An 18132-nucleotide genomic window follows, 5' to 3' on the forward strand; every position below is an offset into this window, starting at 1 on the left:
ATCACGCTCCCTTTCCGGCGGAGGTGGTGGCGATGCTCGCGGTCACGGGGTGCTCGGTGCTGCTCCCCACGTCCGCCTGCACCTCCTGGGCGGCCTTGAGCGTGCGACGCCGCTTCCAGCGCTTGAACACGGCCATCTGGGGCAGCACGAGCGCCACCACCACGAGCACGGCGGAGATCAGCTTCATGTCCGAGGGGTTCAGCCCGGCCTGCAGCGCCACCGTGATGACCAGGCGGTACAGCACGGAGCCCAGGATCACCGCGAACGTGGCGATCACCACGGTGCGGTGGCCGAAGATGCCCTGGCCCAGGATCACGGAGGCCAGGCCCACCACGATCATGCCGATGCCCATGCCGATGTCCGCGAAGCCCTGGTACTGCGCGATCAGCGCGCCCGCGAGACCCACCAGGGCGTTGGACAGGCACAGCCCGAGGATCTTCTGCGCGTCCGTGTTGACCCCGAACGAGCGGATCATGTCCGGGTTGTCACCCGTGGCCTGCATGGCCAGACCGGCGTCCGTGTACAGGAACCAGTCCAGCACCACCTTGACCAGCAGCACTCCCACGAGCAGGAGAAGGACACCGGTGACCGTGCCCTGCAGCCCGGCCTCGCGCAGCGGCGTGAACACGGTGTCCTCGCGCAGCAGCGCAAGGTTCGCCTTGCCGCCCATGAGCCGCAGATTGATGGAGTACAGCGCGGTCATGGTCAGAATGCCCGCGAGCAGCCCGTTGATCTTGGCCTTGGTGTGCAGCAGCGCGGTGATGAGCCCCGCGAGGCCGCCCGCCACGAAACCCACCATGGTGGCGATCCACGGGCTGCCGCCGTTGAGGATCACCATGGCCGAGGTGGCGGCTCCGGTGGTGAACGACTGGTCCACGGTGAGGTCCGGGAAGTCCAGCACGCGGAACGTGAGGTAGACCCCCAGGGCCATGACCGCGTAGATCAGCCCGAGTTCGATTCCAGCGATCACCGGTTCTACTCGATGACCTGGTCGGCCTTGTCCCGCAGGCTCTGCGGGATCTCCACGCCCATGGCCTTGGCGGCCTTGGCGTTGACGATGAGCTTGGTCTCCTTCTGGGACTCCACGGCCATCTCGCCGGGCTTGGCGCCGTCCTTGAGGATCTTCACCGCCATCTCACCGGTCTGCTTGCCAAGGTCCTTGTAGCTCAGACCCTGGGTGGCCAGCGCACCGCGCTCCACGGAGTCGCCCTCGCCCGCGATGAGCGGGATCTTCTTGGCCTCGGCCGCGGAGATCACGGCCTCCAGCCCGGCCACGACCTTGTTGTCGGTGGGGACGTAGATGGCATCGGTGTCGAAGGACTCCGCGGCCTGGGCCACCTCAGCCGTGGTGGTGACGGTCTTCTCCACGACCTTGAGGCCCTCGGCCTCGGCGGCCTTCTTGGCCTCGTCCACCTGGATCTGCGAGTTGGTCTCACCCGAGCTGTAGATGATGCCCACGGACTTGGCGCTCGGCTTGAGCTGCTTGACCAGCTTGATCTGATCCGCCACGGGGTTCATGTCGGTGGTGCCCGTGACGTTTCCGCCCGGGGCCTCCGCGGAGTCCACGAGGCCGGCGTCCACCGGGTCCGTGACGGCGGTGAACAGCACGGGCTTGTCCGTGACGGCCTGGGCCAGCGACTGTGCGGACGGCGTGGCGATGCCCAGGATGAGGTCGTCCCCTGAGGACGCGAAGTTGGAGGCGATGTTCGTGGCGGTGGCCTGGTCCCCCGAGGCGTTCTGCACGTCCAGGGTGAGATTCTCGCCCTCGGTGTAGCCGCCGTCCTTGAGAGCCTCCACGAAGCCCTCCCGCGCGGCGTCGAGCGAGGGGTGCTCCACGAACTGGGAGATGCCCACGGTGACCTTCTTGGTCTCCTTGCCGTCGCCCGACTGCTCGCCGGCGGAGCCGCAGCCGGTGAGCAGCAGGGCGGCCGTTGTGGCCGCCGCGGCGACCGGGAGTAGACGCTTCATGGGGTGGTTCCTTCCATCACGGATCAATGATGAGTGGATGCTACCTGCCGATCGGTCGAAAATGAGACGCAGCTCACATGTAGGGACAATGTCGCGTGTCACCTGCGCGGGAACGCGCGGCCCTGCGTGTGTCGGGGGAGGCCCGTAGACTGCACGGTTGTCATGACTGAGCCCATCACCACGCCCCGCATCGTGTACCCGGACAACCTCCCCGTCTCCGCGCGCCGGGGGGACATCATGTCCGCCGTCCGGGAGAACCAGGTGGTGGTGGTCGCCGGTGAGACCGGCTCCGGCAAGACCACCCAGCTGCCCAAGATGTGCCTCGAGCTGGGCCTGGGTGAGCGCGGGCTGATCGGGCACACCCAGCCGCGCAGGATCGCCGCCCGCTCGGTCGCCGAGCGGATCGCCCACGAGCTCGGCGAGCGCGTGGGCGCCACCGTGGGCTACCAGGTGCGCTTCACGTCCGAGGTGGGCAGGGACTCCAGGATCAAGCTCATGACGGACGGCATCATGCTGGCCGAGATCAGCCACGACCCCACGCTCTCGCGGTACAACGCGATCATCATCGACGAGGCCCACGAGCGCTCGCTCAACATCGACTTCCTGCTGGGCTACCTCCGCCGGCTGCTGCCCCAGCGGCCGGACCTGAAGGTCATCATCACCTCCGCGACCATCGACCCGCAGCGCTTCGCCGAGCACTTCGCGCAGCCGGACCCCGAGCACCCGGATGCGGATCCCTCCCCCGCGCCGATCATCGAGGTCTCCGGGCGCACCTACCCCGTGGAGATCCGCTACCGCCCGCTCACGCAGGAGCGCAGCGGGGACGGCGGTCCGGACGAGGAGGACACCGGGGACGGCCTCGCGGACGAGGACCGGGACCCGATCGACGCGGTGTGTGACGCCGTGGTGGAGCTCTCCCGCGAGCCGCGCGGGGACATCCTCGTGTTCTTCGCGGGCGAGCGCGAGATCCGCGACGCGCAGGACGCGCTGCAGAAGGTCATCGACTCCCACCGTTCCCTGGCCGGGACCCAGATCCTCCCCCTGTTCGGGCGGCTCTCCATGGCGGAGCAGAACCGCGTGTTCTCGCCGTCCTCCCACCGCCGCATCGTGCTGGCCACCAACGTGGCGGAAACCTCCCTCACGGTCCCCGGCATCAAGTACGTGGTCGACCCCGGCACCGCGCGCATCTCGCGGTACTCGGCGCGCACCAAGGTTCAGCGCCTGCCCATCGAACGGATCTCCCAGGCCTCGGCCAAGCAGCGCTCGGGCCGCTCCGGGCGCACCTCGGACGGCGTGTGCATCCGGCTGTACTCGGAGGAGGACTTCGAGTCCCGCCCCGAGTTCACGGATCCCGAGATTCTGCGCACCAACCTGGCCGCGGTGATCCTGCAGATGATCTCCGTGGGCGTGGTCCGGGAGCCCGGTGACATCCTGGACTTCCCGTTCGTGCAGAAGCCGGACCCGCGCGCGGTCAAGGACGGCGTGGTGCTGCTGCGCGAGCTGGGCGCCCTGCGCGGTCCGGGCGGTGCGGCGGACGGCGACGACGCGGCGTCGCGCCCCGCACGCAGGTCCCGTGGCAGCCGCCGGAACCGTGGCCGGCGGGGCGGACAGCGGGGCCCGCTGACCCGCACGGGTGAGATCCTCGCGGCCCTGCCCGTGGACCCGCGTCTGGGCCGGATGATCGTGGAGGCGGACCGCCGCGGCTGCGCGCGCGAGGTGCTCGTGCTCACCGCCGCCCTGACCGTCCAGGACCCGAGGGAGCGCCCCCTGGAGAAGCGCCAGGCCGCGGACGAGTTCCACGCGCGGTTCAAGGACAAGACCAGTGACTTCCTCTCCTACGGGCTGCTGTGGCAGTACCTGCAGGAGCAGCAGGAGGAGCTGTCCTCCTCGCAGTTCCGCAAGCTGTGCAGGCGCGAGTACCTGAACTTCCTGCGCATCCGCGAGTGGCAGGACCTCTACGCGCAGCTGCGCCAGATCGCCCGGCAGTCCGGCATCGACGTGGGCGGCTCGCGGGAGATCGACGTGGCCGCCCACCAGGACGACGTCCACAAGTCCCTGCTCTCCGGGCTGCTCAGCAACATCGGCGTGCGGGACGAGCGCACCCGTGAGTACCGGGGCGCTCGCGGCACCCGGTTCGCGATCTTCCCGGGCTCGGCCCTGTTCAAGAAGTCCCCGGACTGGATCGTCTCCGCGGAGCTCGTGGAGACCTCCCGGCTGTGGGCCCGCACGAACGCCGCGATCCAGCCCGAGTGGGCCGAGGAGATCGCGCCGTCGCTGGTGAAGCGCTCCTACTCCGAGCCCCACTGGTCCCGCTCGCGCGGCGCCGTGATGGCCTCCGAGAAGGTCACCCTCTACGGGCTGCCGCTGGTCAGCGAGCGCTCCGTGCTGTTCTCCTCGATCGACCCCGAGCTGTCCCGGGAGCTGTTCATCCGCCACGCGCTCGTGGAGGGCGACTGGCAGACGCGGCACACCTTCGTCAAGCGCAACCGCAAGGCGCTCACGGAGGTCGAGGAGCTCGAGAACCGCATGCGCCGCAAGGACCTGCGCGTGGACGACCAGGTCCTGTTCGACTTCTACGACGCCCGGGTCCCCGCGCACGTGGTCTCGCAGCGACACTTCGACGCGTGGTGGAAGAAGGCCCGCCACGAGGACGAGCACCTGCTGGACCTCACCCCCGAGGACCTCATCGCCCCGGAGGCCCCGGCACTGGACACGGACTCGTTCCCGCGCTCGTGGCACGTGCACTCCCCCGAGGGGGACCTGAGCCTGGACCTGGACTACGAGTTCGCCCCGGGCACGGACACCGCGGACGGCGTCACGGTGCGGATACCCGTGCTGTTCCTGGACCGGCTCGCCCCCGAGCAGTTCGAGTGGCACATCCCCGGCCTGCGCGTGGAGCTGGTCACCGCGCTGATCAAGTCCCTGCCCAAGGCCGTGCGCCGCAACTTCGTGCCGGCCCCGGACACCGCGGCCGCGGCCGTGCGCCGGCTGGACGAGGAGTTCGACCCGCCCTCGGGCTCGCTGCTCGACGCCCTCGCCACCGTGCTGCGCCGGATGCGCGGACACCCCGTGCAGGCCTCCGACTTCCACCCCGAGACGCTGCCACCGCACCTGCGGATGCGCTTCGAGGTCCGGGACGCCCGCAACGCGGTGCTCGGCCGCGGGGACGACCTCACCGAGCTCAAGCAGCGGCTGCGCCCGAGGGTCCGTGAGGCGCTCGCGCAGTCCCTCGGCCAGGCCGCCGCCCAGCTCTACGACGCCGCGGGCACCTCCGCGAGCGCGGCCTCCGGCGGGGACGACGACGCCGCCGCGCCCGGTTCGCGGCGCGGCCGGCGCTCCGGTCGCGACGACCGCAAGGGCCGGGGAAGTGCGCGCCCGGACGAGCGGGCGGCGTCGAGCGCGTCCCTGGAACGCACCGACCTGGGCGCGTGGCCCGAGCCGGATCCGCCCCGCAGCGTGGAGACCACCGTGGCCGGCCAGACGGTCACCGGCTACCCCACGCTCGTGGCCGCGGCGCCGGAGAAACCGGGGAGCACGGAGCTCCCGCGCGTGGACCTGCGGATTCTGAGCGACCCCGAGGAGCAGCGCGCGGCCCAGCGCGACGGCGTGATCGCGCTGCTGCAGCGCGTGCTGCCCTCCGTGCACCGCTACGTGGTGGACCACCTCAGCCAGCGCGAGCGGCTGGTGTTCACCCAGAACCCCCACGGTTCCGTGGAGGCCCTGATCCACGACTGCACGGGCGCGGCGATCGACCGGCTCGTGCCCCACGACCCCCCGTTCACACGGGCCGAGTTCGACCGGCTGGCCGAGCACGTGCGGGCGGAGCTCATCGACACGGTCTTCGCGGTCACGGCGCTCGTGACCACCGCGCTGAGCGAGGCCACCACGGTGCGCAAACGGCTGAAGAAGCCCGGCTCACTGGGCGCGGTGCCCGCGTTCACGGACATGGCGGAGCAGGTGGACGGGCTCATCCACCCCGGATTCGTGGCGCAGACCGGGTGGCAGGCCCTGCAGCACCTGCCCCGCTACCTGGCCGGGGTCAACGCCCGGCTGGACAAGCTCTCCGGGCACCTGCAGCGCGACGCCGTGGCCATGCACACCGTCCACGACCTCGAGGCCGAGTACCGTGCGGCCCTGGACGCAGTGCCGCCCACGGTGCCCACGCCCGCGGCGCTCAGGGCAATCCGGTGGGACCTGGAGGAGCTGCGGGTCTCGTTCTTCGCGCAGGAACTGGGCACCGCGCACACGGTGTCGGAGAAGCGGCTGCGCAAGAAGCTGCGCGAGCTGGGCTGAGACCCAGCGCGCGACGGACCATCACCCAGTTCACGGGGGCATGGCCCAGGAACACGAGTGACAGCCGTGGCGGGGGCCCAGGAGGCGCGCCCCTCAGTGCGCGAGTGCGGCACGCCCCGCACCGAGCGAGGAGGGCACCCCCTCCTTGGGTGAGGACCACGCTTCCGAGACCGGGAGCGTGAGTGCGCTCAGCCCTGCGACGGCACCGTGTCCTGGTGCCCCTGGGAGACGAGTGCCTCGCGGATCCGCCGGGCGGACTCGTCCATGACGGCGGCGTCCGGGTCCTGGTCCACGTTCGCGAAGTCGAACTCCTCGATCGAGTTGGTGGGCCACACGTGCAGGTGCGTGTGGGGCACCTCGAAGCCCTGGATCATGAGGCCCACGCGCTTCGGGGAGAAGGCGGCGTCCACGGCCCGGCCGATGGCACGGGACACCGTCATGAGATGGGTGGCCAGCTCCTCGGGGAGGTCGATCCACGCGTCCACCTCCCGGCGCGGGACCACGAGCACGTGGCCCTGGGCGAGCGGCTGGATGGACAGGAACGCGACGCACTGCTCGTCGGCCCAGACGAAACGACCGGGCAGCTCGCCCTCGATGATCTTGGTGAACACTGAGCTCACGGTGGAGTCCTCTCCTCGGTGGGTGGCCGACGGTCCGCCGGCCGGGTCAGCTGGTGGTGATCTCCACGCTCTCGCGCGGGGACAGGTGGCGGTAGCTGGTTCCGTAGAGTCCGGCGAAGTGGGCGACCTGCGTCTCGACCACGCCGAAGCCGTTCTCCGAGAGGAGGGCGTCGTGGATCTGGAACGCGGTGGTGGCCCGGGTGGCGATCATGAAGTCGATGACCTCGGACATCTTCGACCACGGCGCGTGCAGGGGCACCAGGACGGTGGGAACCGTGACCCCGCGTGGAACCGTGAACGAGTCGCCGGGGTGGAACACGGCGTCGTCGACCACGTACCCCACGTTGGCCACGGTGGGGATCAGGGGGTGGATCAGCGCGTGCTGGCCGCCGTGGGTGGTCACCGAGAACGGGCCGGCCTCGAACGCCGTGTCCGCGGTGACGGCGTGCAGGCGCGAGGTGTCCGTGACGTGCTGGGAGAGCTCCTCGACCACGGCGGCCGGGGCGTGGAGCGAGTGTTCGGGTGCCGACTCCAGCACGGCCGAGACACGGGGGACGTCGCAGTGGTCCGGGTGCACGTGCGTGACGAGCACGGTGTCCGCTCCGTCGAGTGCCTCCTCGACCTCCGAGAACGTTCCGGGGTCGATCACCAGCACCGCGCCGTCCTTCTCGAGCCGCACGCACGAGTGGGAGAACTTGGTCAGCAGCATGGTGCCACCCTAGCGGCCCGCCGGGGCTCCGTGGAGGTCTCCGCGACCCACGGGCGGCCCCGGCGCACCCGACCCGTGCAGGTGATCCCCCGGGCCGGACCCCGTGGTCGGGCACCGAGGACCACCCGCACGGGGACCGTCTCGCCGCGCATGTCCGTGCCGCGCGTTAAGATGACCCGGACGACCGCTCGCGGAAAGGACGCCAGGGTTGAGCACCAAGACCACCGAACCCGCGGAGGTTCGCAACACGAAGCAGCGCCGTGCGGTGACCGCCGAACTGCACCGGCTGGAGGACTTCATCTCCACGCAGGACCTGCACCGGCGGCTCCAGGACCAGGGCGAGTCCGTGTCCCTGGCCACCACCTACCGGATCCTGCAGTCTATGGCGGAGCTCGGCCAGGTGGACGTGCTGCGGACCGCGGAGGGCGAGGCCATCTACCGCCGCTGCGAGGCCCAGCACCACCACCACCACCTGGTGTGCCGCTCGTGCGGGGCCACGGTGGAGCTGGAGGCGCCGGACATCGAGGCCTGGGCCGAGAACACGGCGCGGCGCCACGGCTACACGGACGTGGACCACACCGTGGAGATCTCCGGGATCTGCGAGCAGTGCGCCGCCCGGCTCGAGGCCGAGGACACCCCCGGCAGCGAGGACCGCGGCGCAACGCTGCCCGGTGCCGGTTCCCCGGAGGCCGCGCAGCGCCCGTCGAGCTCTCCGAGCACCTCCCGCCCCGGTCGAGGATCCTCGGGGCCCACGCGGTGACCACCGGCCCACGCGACATCCTGCTGGTCCACAACGGCTCCTCCCCCGCGTCCCGCGATGCCTGCGAGCGCGCCGCAGGCATCCTCCGGGCGGGCGGATACCGAGCCCGCCCTCTGGCATCGGCCACGGCCAGAGGGCTCTCCGAGCTGCTCACGGACACCCTGCGCAGGGAGAGCCAGGCTGTTGCCGCCGTCGTGGCCGTGGGTGGGGACGGGATGGTCCACCTGGTGCTGCAGTGCCTGGACGCGCTGAACCGGCAGGGCGTGGACCTGCCCTTCGGACTGGTGCCGGCGGGCTCCGGCAACGACCTCGCACGCCACCACGGTGTGCCCTCCCAGGACGTGGAGCGTGCCGCGGGTCGCGTGCTCCGTGGTCTGGAATCCGCGCCGCGCCGCACGGACCTGCTCCGGGTGGAGTGTGCGGACGGAACCCGTCACGTGTGCGCCACGGCCGTGTGCCTGGGCCTGGATGCCCGCATCAACGCGCGCGCCAACCGCTGGTCCCGCGTGCGCGCGTCCGCCAAGTACGTCGTCGCCCTTGCCGTGGACCTCGTGAGCCTGCGGGCCCGCCCCTACCACTTGAGCTGGACCTCCCCGGACGGCAGCGAGCACACCGCCGGCCGGGATCTCACGCTGCTCACGCTCGCGAACACGTCCTCGATCGGCGGGGGCCTCACGATCGTGCCCGCCGCAGACGCCGGGGACGGTACCGCGGAGCTGTTCATGGTCTCGGACGTGGGGCCCGTGAAGTTCGTGGTGTCCCTGCCCCGGTTGTGGCTCGGCAGCCACGTGACCCTGCCCGAGGTGGCGGTGGAACCGGCGGTCTCGGCGAGCGTGGCCGTGAGCGCGCACGCCACCGGGCATTCCCCGGGCGGGGACATGGCTTTCGGCGACGGCGAGCGGCTCGGCCCCCTGCCCGTGACCCTGCGGGTACTCCCCGCGGCCGTTCAGATCCTGTTCTGAGCCGGGCCCGTCCCTGCGCCGGCGCCCGCTCCGGGTGAGCCCTGCCCGAGTGCGCCTGCCGTGTCCGCGGCGACCGGTGTGGCCGTGGAAACCGGCGCCCCCGCGCCCACCGGGCCGCGCCGCGTCGTCGTCCGGCGGTGGGAGGACGAGCGTTCACGCACGGCGCGCACCAGGCGGGAGACCAGCCACAGGGTGAACGAGATGGTGGTGACGTACGGGCTGATGGGGATGTTCCCGCCCAGCGCGAGCAGGATCCCGCCCACCATGGCCAGTTCCGCGAAGAGCACCGAGAGCACCACCGTGCGCACGGGACTCACGGTCAGGTTCATGGCCGCGGCCGCCGGGGTGATGAGCAGGGCGAGCACCAGCAGCGAACCCACGATCTGCACGGACAGCGCCACGGTGATCCCCAGCAGCACCATGAACGCGATGGAGAGCCCCCGCACCGGCAGGCCCTTGGCCTGGGCCACCAGGGGGTCCGTGCTCGCGAACGTGAGGGGCCGCCAGACACCCACGAGCGTGATCACCACCAGCGCCGAGAGCAGCACCATGGAGGTCAGCTGCACCGAGGAGACCGACACGATCTGACCGGTCAGCAGCGAGAACTTGTTGGACGAGCGGCCCTCGTAGAGGGACAGGAACAGGATACCCAGCCCCAGCCCGAAGGGCATCAGGACCCCCACGAAGGAGTTGCCCTCCCGCGCGCGCAGCCCCGCGAACCCCATGATCAGGGCGGCGAGGATCGAGCCCACGAGCGAACCCGTGATCACGTCCGCTCCGATCAGCAGCGCGGCGGCGGCCCCGGCGAAGGACAGCTCCGCGATGCCGTGCACGGCGAACGCGAGGTCCCGCATCATCACGAACGTGCCCACGAGCCCGCCCACGAGCCCCAGCACCGCCCCGGCCCACACCGAGTTGCGCAGCAGAGAGAGCAGCTCGGCGTAGTCCTCGAAGACGAACACGGAGCTCAGGAAGGAGTTCCAGTCGATGGCTGCCGTGATCACGGGACGGTCTCCTCCGGGGAGTCGGTGTGGTGGGCACTGTCCGGGCTGCCGGCCACCAGGATCCGGCCGTTGGCGCGCAGCACCTCGATGGGGCTGCCGTAGAGCTCGGTGAGCACGTCCGAGCGCAGCACCTCGTCCGGCGTGCCGATCCGGAAGGAGCCGTTGGCCAGGTACAGGATCCGGTCCACGTGCTTGATGATCGGGTTCACGTCGTGGGTCACGAACACCACGGCGCAGCCGGTGCGCTCACGCTGCTCGTGCACCAGCTCGCTGACCACGTGCTGGTGGCGCAGGTCCAGGGAGAGCAGCGCCTCGTCGCACAGCATGACCGTGGGCTCCGCCGCGAGCGCCTGTGCGATCCGCAACCGCTGCTGCTCGCCCCCGGAGAGCAGCCCCACGGGGGCTTGCGCATAGTCCGTGGCGCCCACCCGCTCGAGCAGCTCGTCCACCCTGCGGTGCACCCGCCGCGAACGCAGACGCATCCCCCACCGGTGTCCGTCCACGCCCTGGGCCACGAGGTCGCGGGCCCGCAGCGGGGTGCGCTCCGGGAAGCCGCGCTGCTGGGGGACGTATCCCACGCGGGAGGCTGCCGTCCGCGGACGCACACCGTTGACGCTCACCGTCCCGGCCGTGAGCGGCAGCAGCCCCAGGAGCACCTTGAGCAGGCTCGTCTTGCCCGTGCCGTTGGAACCCAGCACGGCCAGGTACTCCCCGGGGCGCACGTCCAGGTCCAGACCGGACCACAGGGTGCGCTCCCCGAAGGAGAGCTCGGCGCCGCGCAGCCGGATCACCGGGTCGTGCCGTTTTTCCGACTGGTTGCCAGGAGCACCCGCCGTGGAGCCCGCGGAGCCGGGAACGCTGTGCCCCGCAGCCGTGGTGGGCCCCGCCGCCGTGGTGGGCCCTGCCGCGCCGTCACGTGTTCTCTCGGATGCCACGGGCTACTTCTTCACGGCTTCGGCCACGCGGTCCACGTTCTCGCCCATCCACTGCTGGTACGTCCTGCCGTCCGGCACGGTCTCGGTGAACTCCACCACGGGTGTGCCCGCTTCCTGGGCGGTCGTGCGCAGCCGCTCGGTCTGCCCCGTGGAGGTCTGCTGGTTGAACGCGAGCAGCGCGATGTGCTCGTCCGCCACCAGCTTCAGCGTGTCGTTGAGGGCGGCCGGCGGCGCGTCCGTCTCGGCGTCGATCGCCTCGGCGAACTCCGCGGGGGTGTCGTCGTGCAGACCCGCGTCCTCCAGCAGGTAGCCGGGCACCGGTTCCGTGGCCACATAGCCACCGCCCGCACCGAGGCCCCCGAGACGCGCGTCCAGGGCGGTCAGCTCCTGCCCGACCCGTGCGGCGTTGTCCGTGTAGTAGCCCGCGTTGGCGGGATCCACCTCCCCGAGCTGGCCGGCGATCTGCGTGACCACTTCGGTCATGGTCTCCAGGTCGTACCACACGTGCTCGTTGAATCCCCCGTGGTGGTGGTGGTGCTCCCCCGAGCCGTGGTCGTGGTCGTGCTCCTCGGCGGCCTCACGGTCCTGCTCGGACTGCAGACCCGAGACCTCCACGGCGTCCACCACGCGCGCGCCCTCCGGCGCCAGATCGGTCATGAACTGGTCGTACCCGCCGCCGTTGCGCACCAGGAGGTCGGCTTTTTCCACGGCCAGCCGGTCCTGCGGCGTGGCCTCGTAGGAGTGGGGGTCCTGGGCTGAGGAGTGGATCACCGGCGTGGCCTCCACCTTGTCGCCACCCACCTGGGCCGCGAGGTCCGAGTAGACGTTGGTGGAGGTGGTCACCCGGATCTTCCCGGAGTCCTCCGATCCGGATCCGCCCTCCTGCGCCGATCCGCCCGAGCAGCCCGTGAGGGCCAGCGCTCCCAGCAGCCCCAGGACTGCTGCGGCCCTGGCTCCGTGGCGGTTGGTGCGGTCACTCACGCGCATCGTCTCCCTGCTCGGCGTCCCCCCGCACCACCCGGGGTGCCGATGAGAACGGATGTCATCAAATCAGAGCGCGAGCATATCATGAACCATTCTCATGTAGCGGCGTGATGAGAACGGGCGGATCAGGACCAGGACTCGGAGCGTGGCCTGCCCTCGTCGTAGCCCGACTGGGACTGGATGCCCACCACGGCGCGGGACGCGAACTGCCGCAGCGTGGTGGCCCCGGCGTAGGTCATGGAGCTGCGCACCCCGGAGGTGATGTGGTCCAGCAGGTCCTCCACCCCGGGTCGCTGGGGGTCCAGGTACATGGTGGAGTTGGAGATCCCCTCCTCGAACAGCGCCTTGCGGGCCCGGGAGAACCGGTCCTCTCCCAGGGTGCGGTGCTTAACGGCACGGGCCGAGGCCATCCCGAAGGACTCCTTGTAGGCACGGCCGTCCGCGTCCACGGTGATCTCCCCCGGCCCCTCGTGGGTGCCCGCGAACCACGAGCCCACCATGACCTGGCTCGCCCCCGCGGCCAGGGCGAGGGCGACGTCGCGCGGGTGCTTGACCCCGCCGTCCGCCCAGATGTGCGCACCGAGATCCTGCGCGGCTTCCGCGCACTCCACGACCGCCGAGAACTGGGGGCGCCCCACCGCCGTCATCATGCGGGTGGTGCACATGGCCCCGGGGCCCACGCCGACCTTGACGATGTCCGCGCCGGCCGAGACGAGGTCGCGCACGCCGTCGGCGGTGACCACGTTGCCGGCCACCACCGGCACCTGCGGATCCAGGGCGCGCACGGCGGCCACGGCCTCCATGGCCTTGAGCTGGTGGCCGTGGGCGGTGTCCACCACGAGGACGTCCACCCCGGCCTCGAGCAGCCGGGCGGCCTTGGCCCCCACGTCACCGTTGATGCCCACGGCGGCGCCCACGCGCAGCCGGCCCCGCGCGTCCACGGAGGGGGTGTAGATGGTGGAGCGCACGAGACCCTGGCGTGTGATGATCCCGGCGACGTTCGTGCCCCGCAGCACCGGAGCGGCGCTCACCCGGGCGTCGGCGAGGCGCTCGTAGAGCGCACGCAGCGCCGCGGAGTCTGCCTCCGCCGGAAAATCGGCCTCCTGGAACTGCGGGCCGTCGCTGCGGGCCAGATCGCCCAGCTGGGTGAAGCGGTCCACGTCCCGGCAGTCGGACTCCAGCACGAGGCCCAGGTACCGGCGCTCCTCGTCCACCACGACCACCAGTCCGTGCGGGCGCTTGTGGATGATCCCGAGCGCGTCGTGGACCGTGTCCGTGCTCCGCAGCACCACAGGGGTGTCCCAGCGCGGGGAACGGTTCTTGACCCAGGACGTGACCTCCGCGATCACGTCCAGCGGGATGTCCTGCGGCAGGATGCCGAGCCCGCCCCGACGGGCCATGGTCTCGGTCATCCGGCGCCCGGTCACCGCCGTCATATTCGCGGCCACGACCGGGATCGTGGAGCCCGTGCCGTCCTGCGGGGACAGGTCCGCGTCGAAGCGGGATGTGACCCTGGACATGGAGGGCACCAGGAAGACGTCGTTGTAGGTCAGGTCCGTGGTGGGATTCGTGAGGAAGCGCACAGACGCACAGTCTACTGTCCACCGTCACGCTCCGGGCCCGACGCCGCCCGGTCGCCCTGGGCGGCGTCCGCCTGGGTGACGTTCCCCGCAGCCGGCGTCGTGGTGGCCCCGCACGCGGGCGGCGTCGGCGTGTTCGTGATCATCGAGGGCCCGGCCATCGGCCGTGGCCCCGCACGCGGGCGGCGTCGGCTCCGGAACACGGTGCGCGGAGCACGGCGAGGGGCCCGTGCGACGGGTGGCACGCGTCCTGCCGCCTCACTAGACTGAAAAACCGGATCCGGCTTTGCATGCGCGAAGCCCGTCGAGGGCGCCCACGGCCGGTAAACTCCGTGGGAGCCGCACAGGGGCCGCGAGGACCAGCTCGCCACCCGGGACACCCAGCACAGATGGAAGAGGCGTATCACTCGTGCCAGACCAGCCGCACCACCTTATCCCCGAAGAATTTGCCGGCAACGAATGGCTTGTGGACGAGCTCTTCGAGAAGTACCAGGCGGACAAGAACTCCGTGGACAAGAAGTGGTGGCCCATCTTCGAGCAGATGGCGGACGAGGACAAGGCCTCCGCCCCCGGTGGCACGAACTCCGCTCCCGCCGGCAAGGCCTCCGCGACCACCGCCGCGTCGGCTCCCGCCGCGAAGAAGCCCGAGGCCTCCCCGGCCCGCACCTCGGAGCCGGCCGCCCGGAAGCAGACTCCCCAGACCACAGAACGTGCGCAGTCCCCGGCACCCGCCGCGACCGGCGCCAAGGCGAAAGGACGGCCCGAGGGCGTGGACACCGAAGCGGACAGCAGCGAGGGAGCAGCCTCCAAGCGACCCATCCGGGCGCAGCCTGAGGACCGCAAGGAGGACGGCCCGGCCAAGGAGAAGCCCGCGGAGGACACCGTGGTCAAGCTGCGCGGTCCCGCCAAGGCCGTGGCCGCCAACATGGATGCCTCGTTGAGCGTCCCCACGGCCACCACGGTGCGCGCCGTGCCGGCCAAGCTGCTGATCGACAACCGCCTGGTCATCAACTCCCACCTCTCCCGCAACCGGGGTGGCAAGGTCTCCTTCACCCACCTGGTGGGCTACGCCGTCATCCGGGCGCTGGCCAACTTCCCGTCCATGAACGTCATCTACGACGAGTCGGACGGCAAGCCCGCGGCCATCCACCCCGCCCACGTGAACTTCGGCATCGCGATCGACATCCCCAACAAGGACGGCTCGCGCAACCTGGTGGTGCCCAGCATCAAGGCCGCCGAGACCATGTCCTTCCAGGAGTTCTGGACCTCCTACGAGGACATCGTCAAGCGCGGCCGCAACGGCGCCCTGACCATGGAGGACTACTCCGGCACTACGGTCTCCCTGACCAACCCGGGCGGGATCGGCACCGTGCACTCCGTGCCGCGGCTGTCCAAGGGCCAGGCCTGCATCATCGGCGTCGGTGCCCTGGACTACCCCGCCGAGTACAAGGGCGCCTCTCCCCGCACGATCGCTCACAACGCGGTCTCCAAGGTCATCACCCTGACGTCCACCTACGACCACCGCGTGATCCAGGGTGCGGGCTCCGGCGAGTTCCTGAAGCTCGTGGAGCACTACCTGCTGGGCGGGGACGACTTCTACGACCACATCTTCGAGGCGCTGCGGATCCCCTACGAGCCCGTGCGCTGGGCCGTGGACAACCAGGTCAACCCCGAGATCCAGATCAACAAGGTCGCCCGGATCCAGCAGCTGATCCACTCCTACCGCGTGCGCGGACACCTCATGGCGGACACCAACCCGCTCGAGTACGTGATGCGCAAGCACCCGGACCTGGACATCCGCACCTACGGGCTGACCCTGTGGGACCTCGAGCGGGAGTGGCCCACCGGCGGCTTCGGTGGCCAGAGCCTGCTCACCCTGCGCGTGATCCTCGGACGGCTGCGGGACGCGTACTGCCGCACCGTGGGCGTGGAGTACATGCACATCCAGGATCCGGAGCAGCGCGAGTGGTTCCAGTCCAAGCTGGAGCGCGACTACCAGAAGCCGTCCCGCGAGGAGCAGTTCCACATCCTGGAGCGGCTGAACGCGGCGGAGGCCTTCGAGACCTTCCTGCAGACCAAGTACGTGGGACAGAAGCGCTTCTCCCTGGAGGGCGGCGAGTCCCTGATCCCGCTGCTGGACGCGATCATGTCCGAGGCCGCGGACGCCTCGCTGGCCGGCGTGGGCATCGCCATGGCCCACCGTGGCCGTCTCAACGTGCTCACCAACATTGCGGGCAAGTCCTACGCCCAGGTGTTCCGCGAGTTCGAGGGCAGCCAGGACCCGCGCGCCTCCGAGGGCTCCGGCGACGTGAAGTACCACCTGGGCACCGAGGGCGTGTTCACCTCCGACAACGGCAACGAGACCCAGGTGTACCTGGCCGCAAACCCCTCCCACTTGGAGGCCGCGGACCCCGTCATCGAGGGCATCGCCCGCGCCAAGACGGACGTGCTCGGCGCAGGCCCCGAGGGCAACGGCGAGTTCCCCGTGCTGCCCATCCAGGTCCACGGCGACGCCGCCATGGCCGGTCAGGGCATCGTGTACGAGGTCATGCAGATGTCCGGGCTGGAGGGCTACAACGTGGGCGGGACCATCCACGTGGTGGTCAACAACCAGGTGGGCTTCACCACCGCTCCCTCCGCCGGACGCACCTCCACGTACTCCACGGACGTGGCCCGCACGGTGCAGGCCCCGATCTTCCACGTGAACGCGGACGACCCCGAGGCCGTGGTCCGCGTGGCGCAGCTCGCGTTCGAGTACCGCCAGCGCTTCCACCGCGACGTCGTGGTGGACCTGGTCTGCTACCGCCGCCGCGGCCACAACGAGGGCGACGACCCCTCGATGACCCAGCCGCTGATGTACTCCCTGATCGACGGCAAGCGCTCCACGCGCAAGGTCTACACCGAGAACCTCGTGGGCCGCGGGGACATCACCCAGGAAGAGGCGGACCGGGCACTGGAGGACTACCAGGAGCGCCTGGAGCGCGTGTTCGCGGAGACCCACGAGGCCCAGAACTCCACGGTCCCGCTGGTCACCGGGGACGCCGCTGCCATCGCCAACATCGAGCGCCCGTCCGCGCAGCAGGCGGACTCGGGCGTCTCCGTGCCAAAGACCACCGCGATCTCCCCGGAGACCGCGCAGCGCATCGGCGACTCCTACGTGGAGATGCCCGAGGGCTTCACCATGCACCGCAAGCTCAAGAAGCTCGCGGAGAAGCGCCGGGACATGACCCGCGAGGGCGGGATCGACTGGGGCATGGGCGAGCTCATGGCCTTCGGCTCCCTCCTCATGGACGGTGTGCCCGTGCGGATGTCCGGGCAGGACGTGCGCCGCGGCACGTTCACCCAGCGCCAGGCGGTGTTCTTCGACGCCGAGAACGGTGCGGAGTGGACGCCGCTGAACAGCCTGTCCGCGGACCAGGCCCACTTCTCGATCTACAACTCCCTGCTCTCCGAGTACGGCGTGCTGGGCTTCGAGTACGGCTACTCCGTGGAGCGTCCCGAGGCGCTGACCGTGTGGGAGGCGCAGTTCGGTGACTTCACCAACGGCGCACAGACCATCGTGGACGAGTTCATCTCCTCCGCGGAGCAGAAGTGGGGTCAGCGCTCCAACCTGGTGCTGCTGCTCCCCCACGGCTTCGAGGGCCAGGGCCCGGACCACTCCTCCGCACGCATCGAGCGTTTCCTGACGCTGTGCGCGGAGAAGAACATGATCGTGGCCCAGCCCTCCACCCCGGCCAACCACTTCCACATGCTGCGCCGCCAGGCGTACTCGCGTCCGCGCCGGCCCCTGATCGTTGCCACGCCCAAGCAGCTGCTGCGCCTGAAGGCCGCGGCCTCCCCCGTGGAGGACTTCACGCAGGGCACGTTCCAGCCGGTGATCCCGGACGTCGCGAACCTGGACGACTCCAAGGTCACGGACGTGATCCTGGTGTCCGGTCGGCTGTACTACGACCTCGAGGCGCAGCGGAAGAAGTCCGACGACCACTCCACCGCGATCGTGCGCGTGGAGCAGCTATACCCGCTGCCCGCGGACGAGATCAAGGAGCAGCTGGCGCGCTACCCGCAGGCCCGTGTGATCTGGGCCCAGGACGAGCCCGCCAACCAGGGTGCGTGGCCGTTCATGGCCGTCAACCTGGTGCCGCAGCTGGACCGAGCGGTGACCCTGGCGTCGCGCCCGGCCTCCGCCTCCCCCGCCAACGGCTCGGCCAAGCGCCACGCCGCGGAGTTGGAGACCCTGGTGCAGCAGGCGTTCGACCGCGGGGAGTGATCCCGCACCGGGTGCGTCCCACCGTCCCCCACGGTGAGCGCACCCGCCGG

General features: G+C 70.6%; 11 protein-coding genes and 1 pseudogene. 4 read left to right on the forward strand and 8 right to left on the reverse strand.

Annotation, left to right across the window (positions count from 1 at the left end):
- Nucleotide 1: 1 nt before the first annotated feature.
- Nucleotides 2–970 (reverse strand): ABC transporter permease, encoded by a 969-nt coding sequence (locus P8S73_RS02805; protein ID WP_259901514.1) that lies wholly within the window; start codon nucleotides 968–970, stop codon nucleotides 2–4.
- A gap of 5 nt (nucleotides 971–975) precedes the next feature.
- The gene (locus P8S73_RS02810) at nucleotides 976–1968 is read right to left on the reverse strand and encodes an ABC transporter substrate-binding protein (RefSeq protein WP_396350486.1); all 993 of its coding nucleotides are present in this window, start codon (nucleotides 1966–1968) and stop codon (nucleotides 976–978) included.
- Nucleotides 1969–2130: 162 nt separating this feature from the next.
- Here P8S73_RS02810 and hrpA point away from each other — a divergent pair, with 162 nt between their 5' ends.
- Nucleotides 2131–6261 (forward strand): ATP-dependent RNA helicase HrpA, encoded by a 4131-nt coding sequence (gene hrpA, locus P8S73_RS02815; RefSeq protein WP_396350487.1) that lies wholly within the window; start codon nucleotides 2131–2133, stop codon nucleotides 6259–6261.
- 188 nt (nucleotides 6262–6449) lie between these two features.
- On the opposite strand, the gene P8S73_RS02820 is transcribed toward hrpA, so the two are convergent.
- Together P8S73_RS02820 and P8S73_RS02825 are read right to left on the reverse strand one after the other, a co-directional pair.
- Complete coding sequence (locus P8S73_RS02820) at nucleotides 6450–6881, reverse strand: HIT family protein (protein ID WP_019309375.1); 432 nt, start codon at nucleotides 6879–6881, stop codon at nucleotides 6450–6452.
- Nucleotides 6882–6927: 46 nt separating this feature from the next.
- Nucleotides 6928–7590 carry an MBL fold metallo-hydrolase gene (locus tag P8S73_RS02825; RefSeq protein ID WP_396350488.1) on the reverse strand — a complete coding sequence of 221 codons (663 nt, stop codon included), beginning with the start codon at nucleotides 7588–7590 and terminating at the stop codon, nucleotides 6928–6930.
- Between the two features lie 208 nt (nucleotides 7591–7798).
- Here P8S73_RS02825 and P8S73_RS02830 point away from each other — a divergent pair.
- Nucleotides 7799–8209: pseudogene (locus P8S73_RS02830) on the forward strand (Fur family transcriptional regulator); the annotation flags it as partial.
- Nucleotides 8210–8346: 137 nt separating this feature from the next.
- Nucleotides 8347–9312 carry a diacylglycerol/lipid kinase family protein gene (locus P8S73_RS02835; RefSeq protein WP_396350489.1) on the forward strand — a complete coding sequence of 322 codons (966 nt, stop codon included), beginning with the start codon at nucleotides 8347–8349 and terminating at the stop codon, nucleotides 9310–9312.
- Here the strand turns inward: P8S73_RS02835 and P8S73_RS02840 are convergent.
- The 4 genes from P8S73_RS02840 to P8S73_RS02855 form a co-directional block, all read right to left on the reverse strand.
- Nucleotides 9297–10301, reverse strand: coding sequence for a metal ABC transporter permease (locus tag P8S73_RS02840; RefSeq protein ID WP_396350557.1), 1005 nt, complete (start codon nucleotides 10299–10301; stop codon nucleotides 9297–9299). The two genes, P8S73_RS02835 and P8S73_RS02840, sit on opposite strands and share 16 nt — an antisense overlap.
- 11 nt (nucleotides 10302–10312) lie before the next feature.
- Complete coding sequence (locus tag P8S73_RS02845) at nucleotides 10313–11251, reverse strand: metal ABC transporter ATP-binding protein (RefSeq protein ID WP_082142074.1); 939 nt, start codon at nucleotides 11249–11251, stop codon at nucleotides 10313–10315.
- Between the two features lie 3 nt (nucleotides 11252–11254).
- Nucleotides 11255–12238: a metal ABC transporter solute-binding protein, Zn/Mn family gene (locus tag P8S73_RS02850; protein WP_047979022.1), complete on the reverse strand. Its 984-nt coding sequence runs from the start codon at nucleotides 12236–12238 to the stop codon at nucleotides 11255–11257.
- Nucleotides 12239–12360: 122 nt separating this feature from the next.
- Entirely contained in the window at nucleotides 12361–13818 is a 1458-nt protein-coding gene (locus tag P8S73_RS02855) for a GuaB1 family IMP dehydrogenase-related protein (protein WP_144801838.1), read from the reverse strand.
- Nucleotides 13819–14224: 406 nt separating this feature from the next.
- On the opposite strand from P8S73_RS02855, the gene P8S73_RS02860 reads away from it, so the two are divergent.
- Nucleotides 14225–18082: a multifunctional oxoglutarate decarboxylase/oxoglutarate dehydrogenase thiamine pyrophosphate-binding subunit/dihydrolipoyllysine-residue succinyltransferase subunit gene (locus P8S73_RS02860; protein WP_047979020.1), complete on the forward strand. Its 3858-nt coding sequence runs from the start codon at nucleotides 14225–14227 to the stop codon at nucleotides 18080–18082.
- Nucleotides 18083–18132: the final 50 nt, after the last annotated feature.

It is taken from the genome of Kocuria sp. ChxB (assembly GCF_044359605.1).
In the GTDB taxonomy this organism is placed as follows: Bacteria; Actinomycetota; Actinomycetes; order Actinomycetales; family Micrococcaceae; genus Kocuria; species Kocuria rhizophila.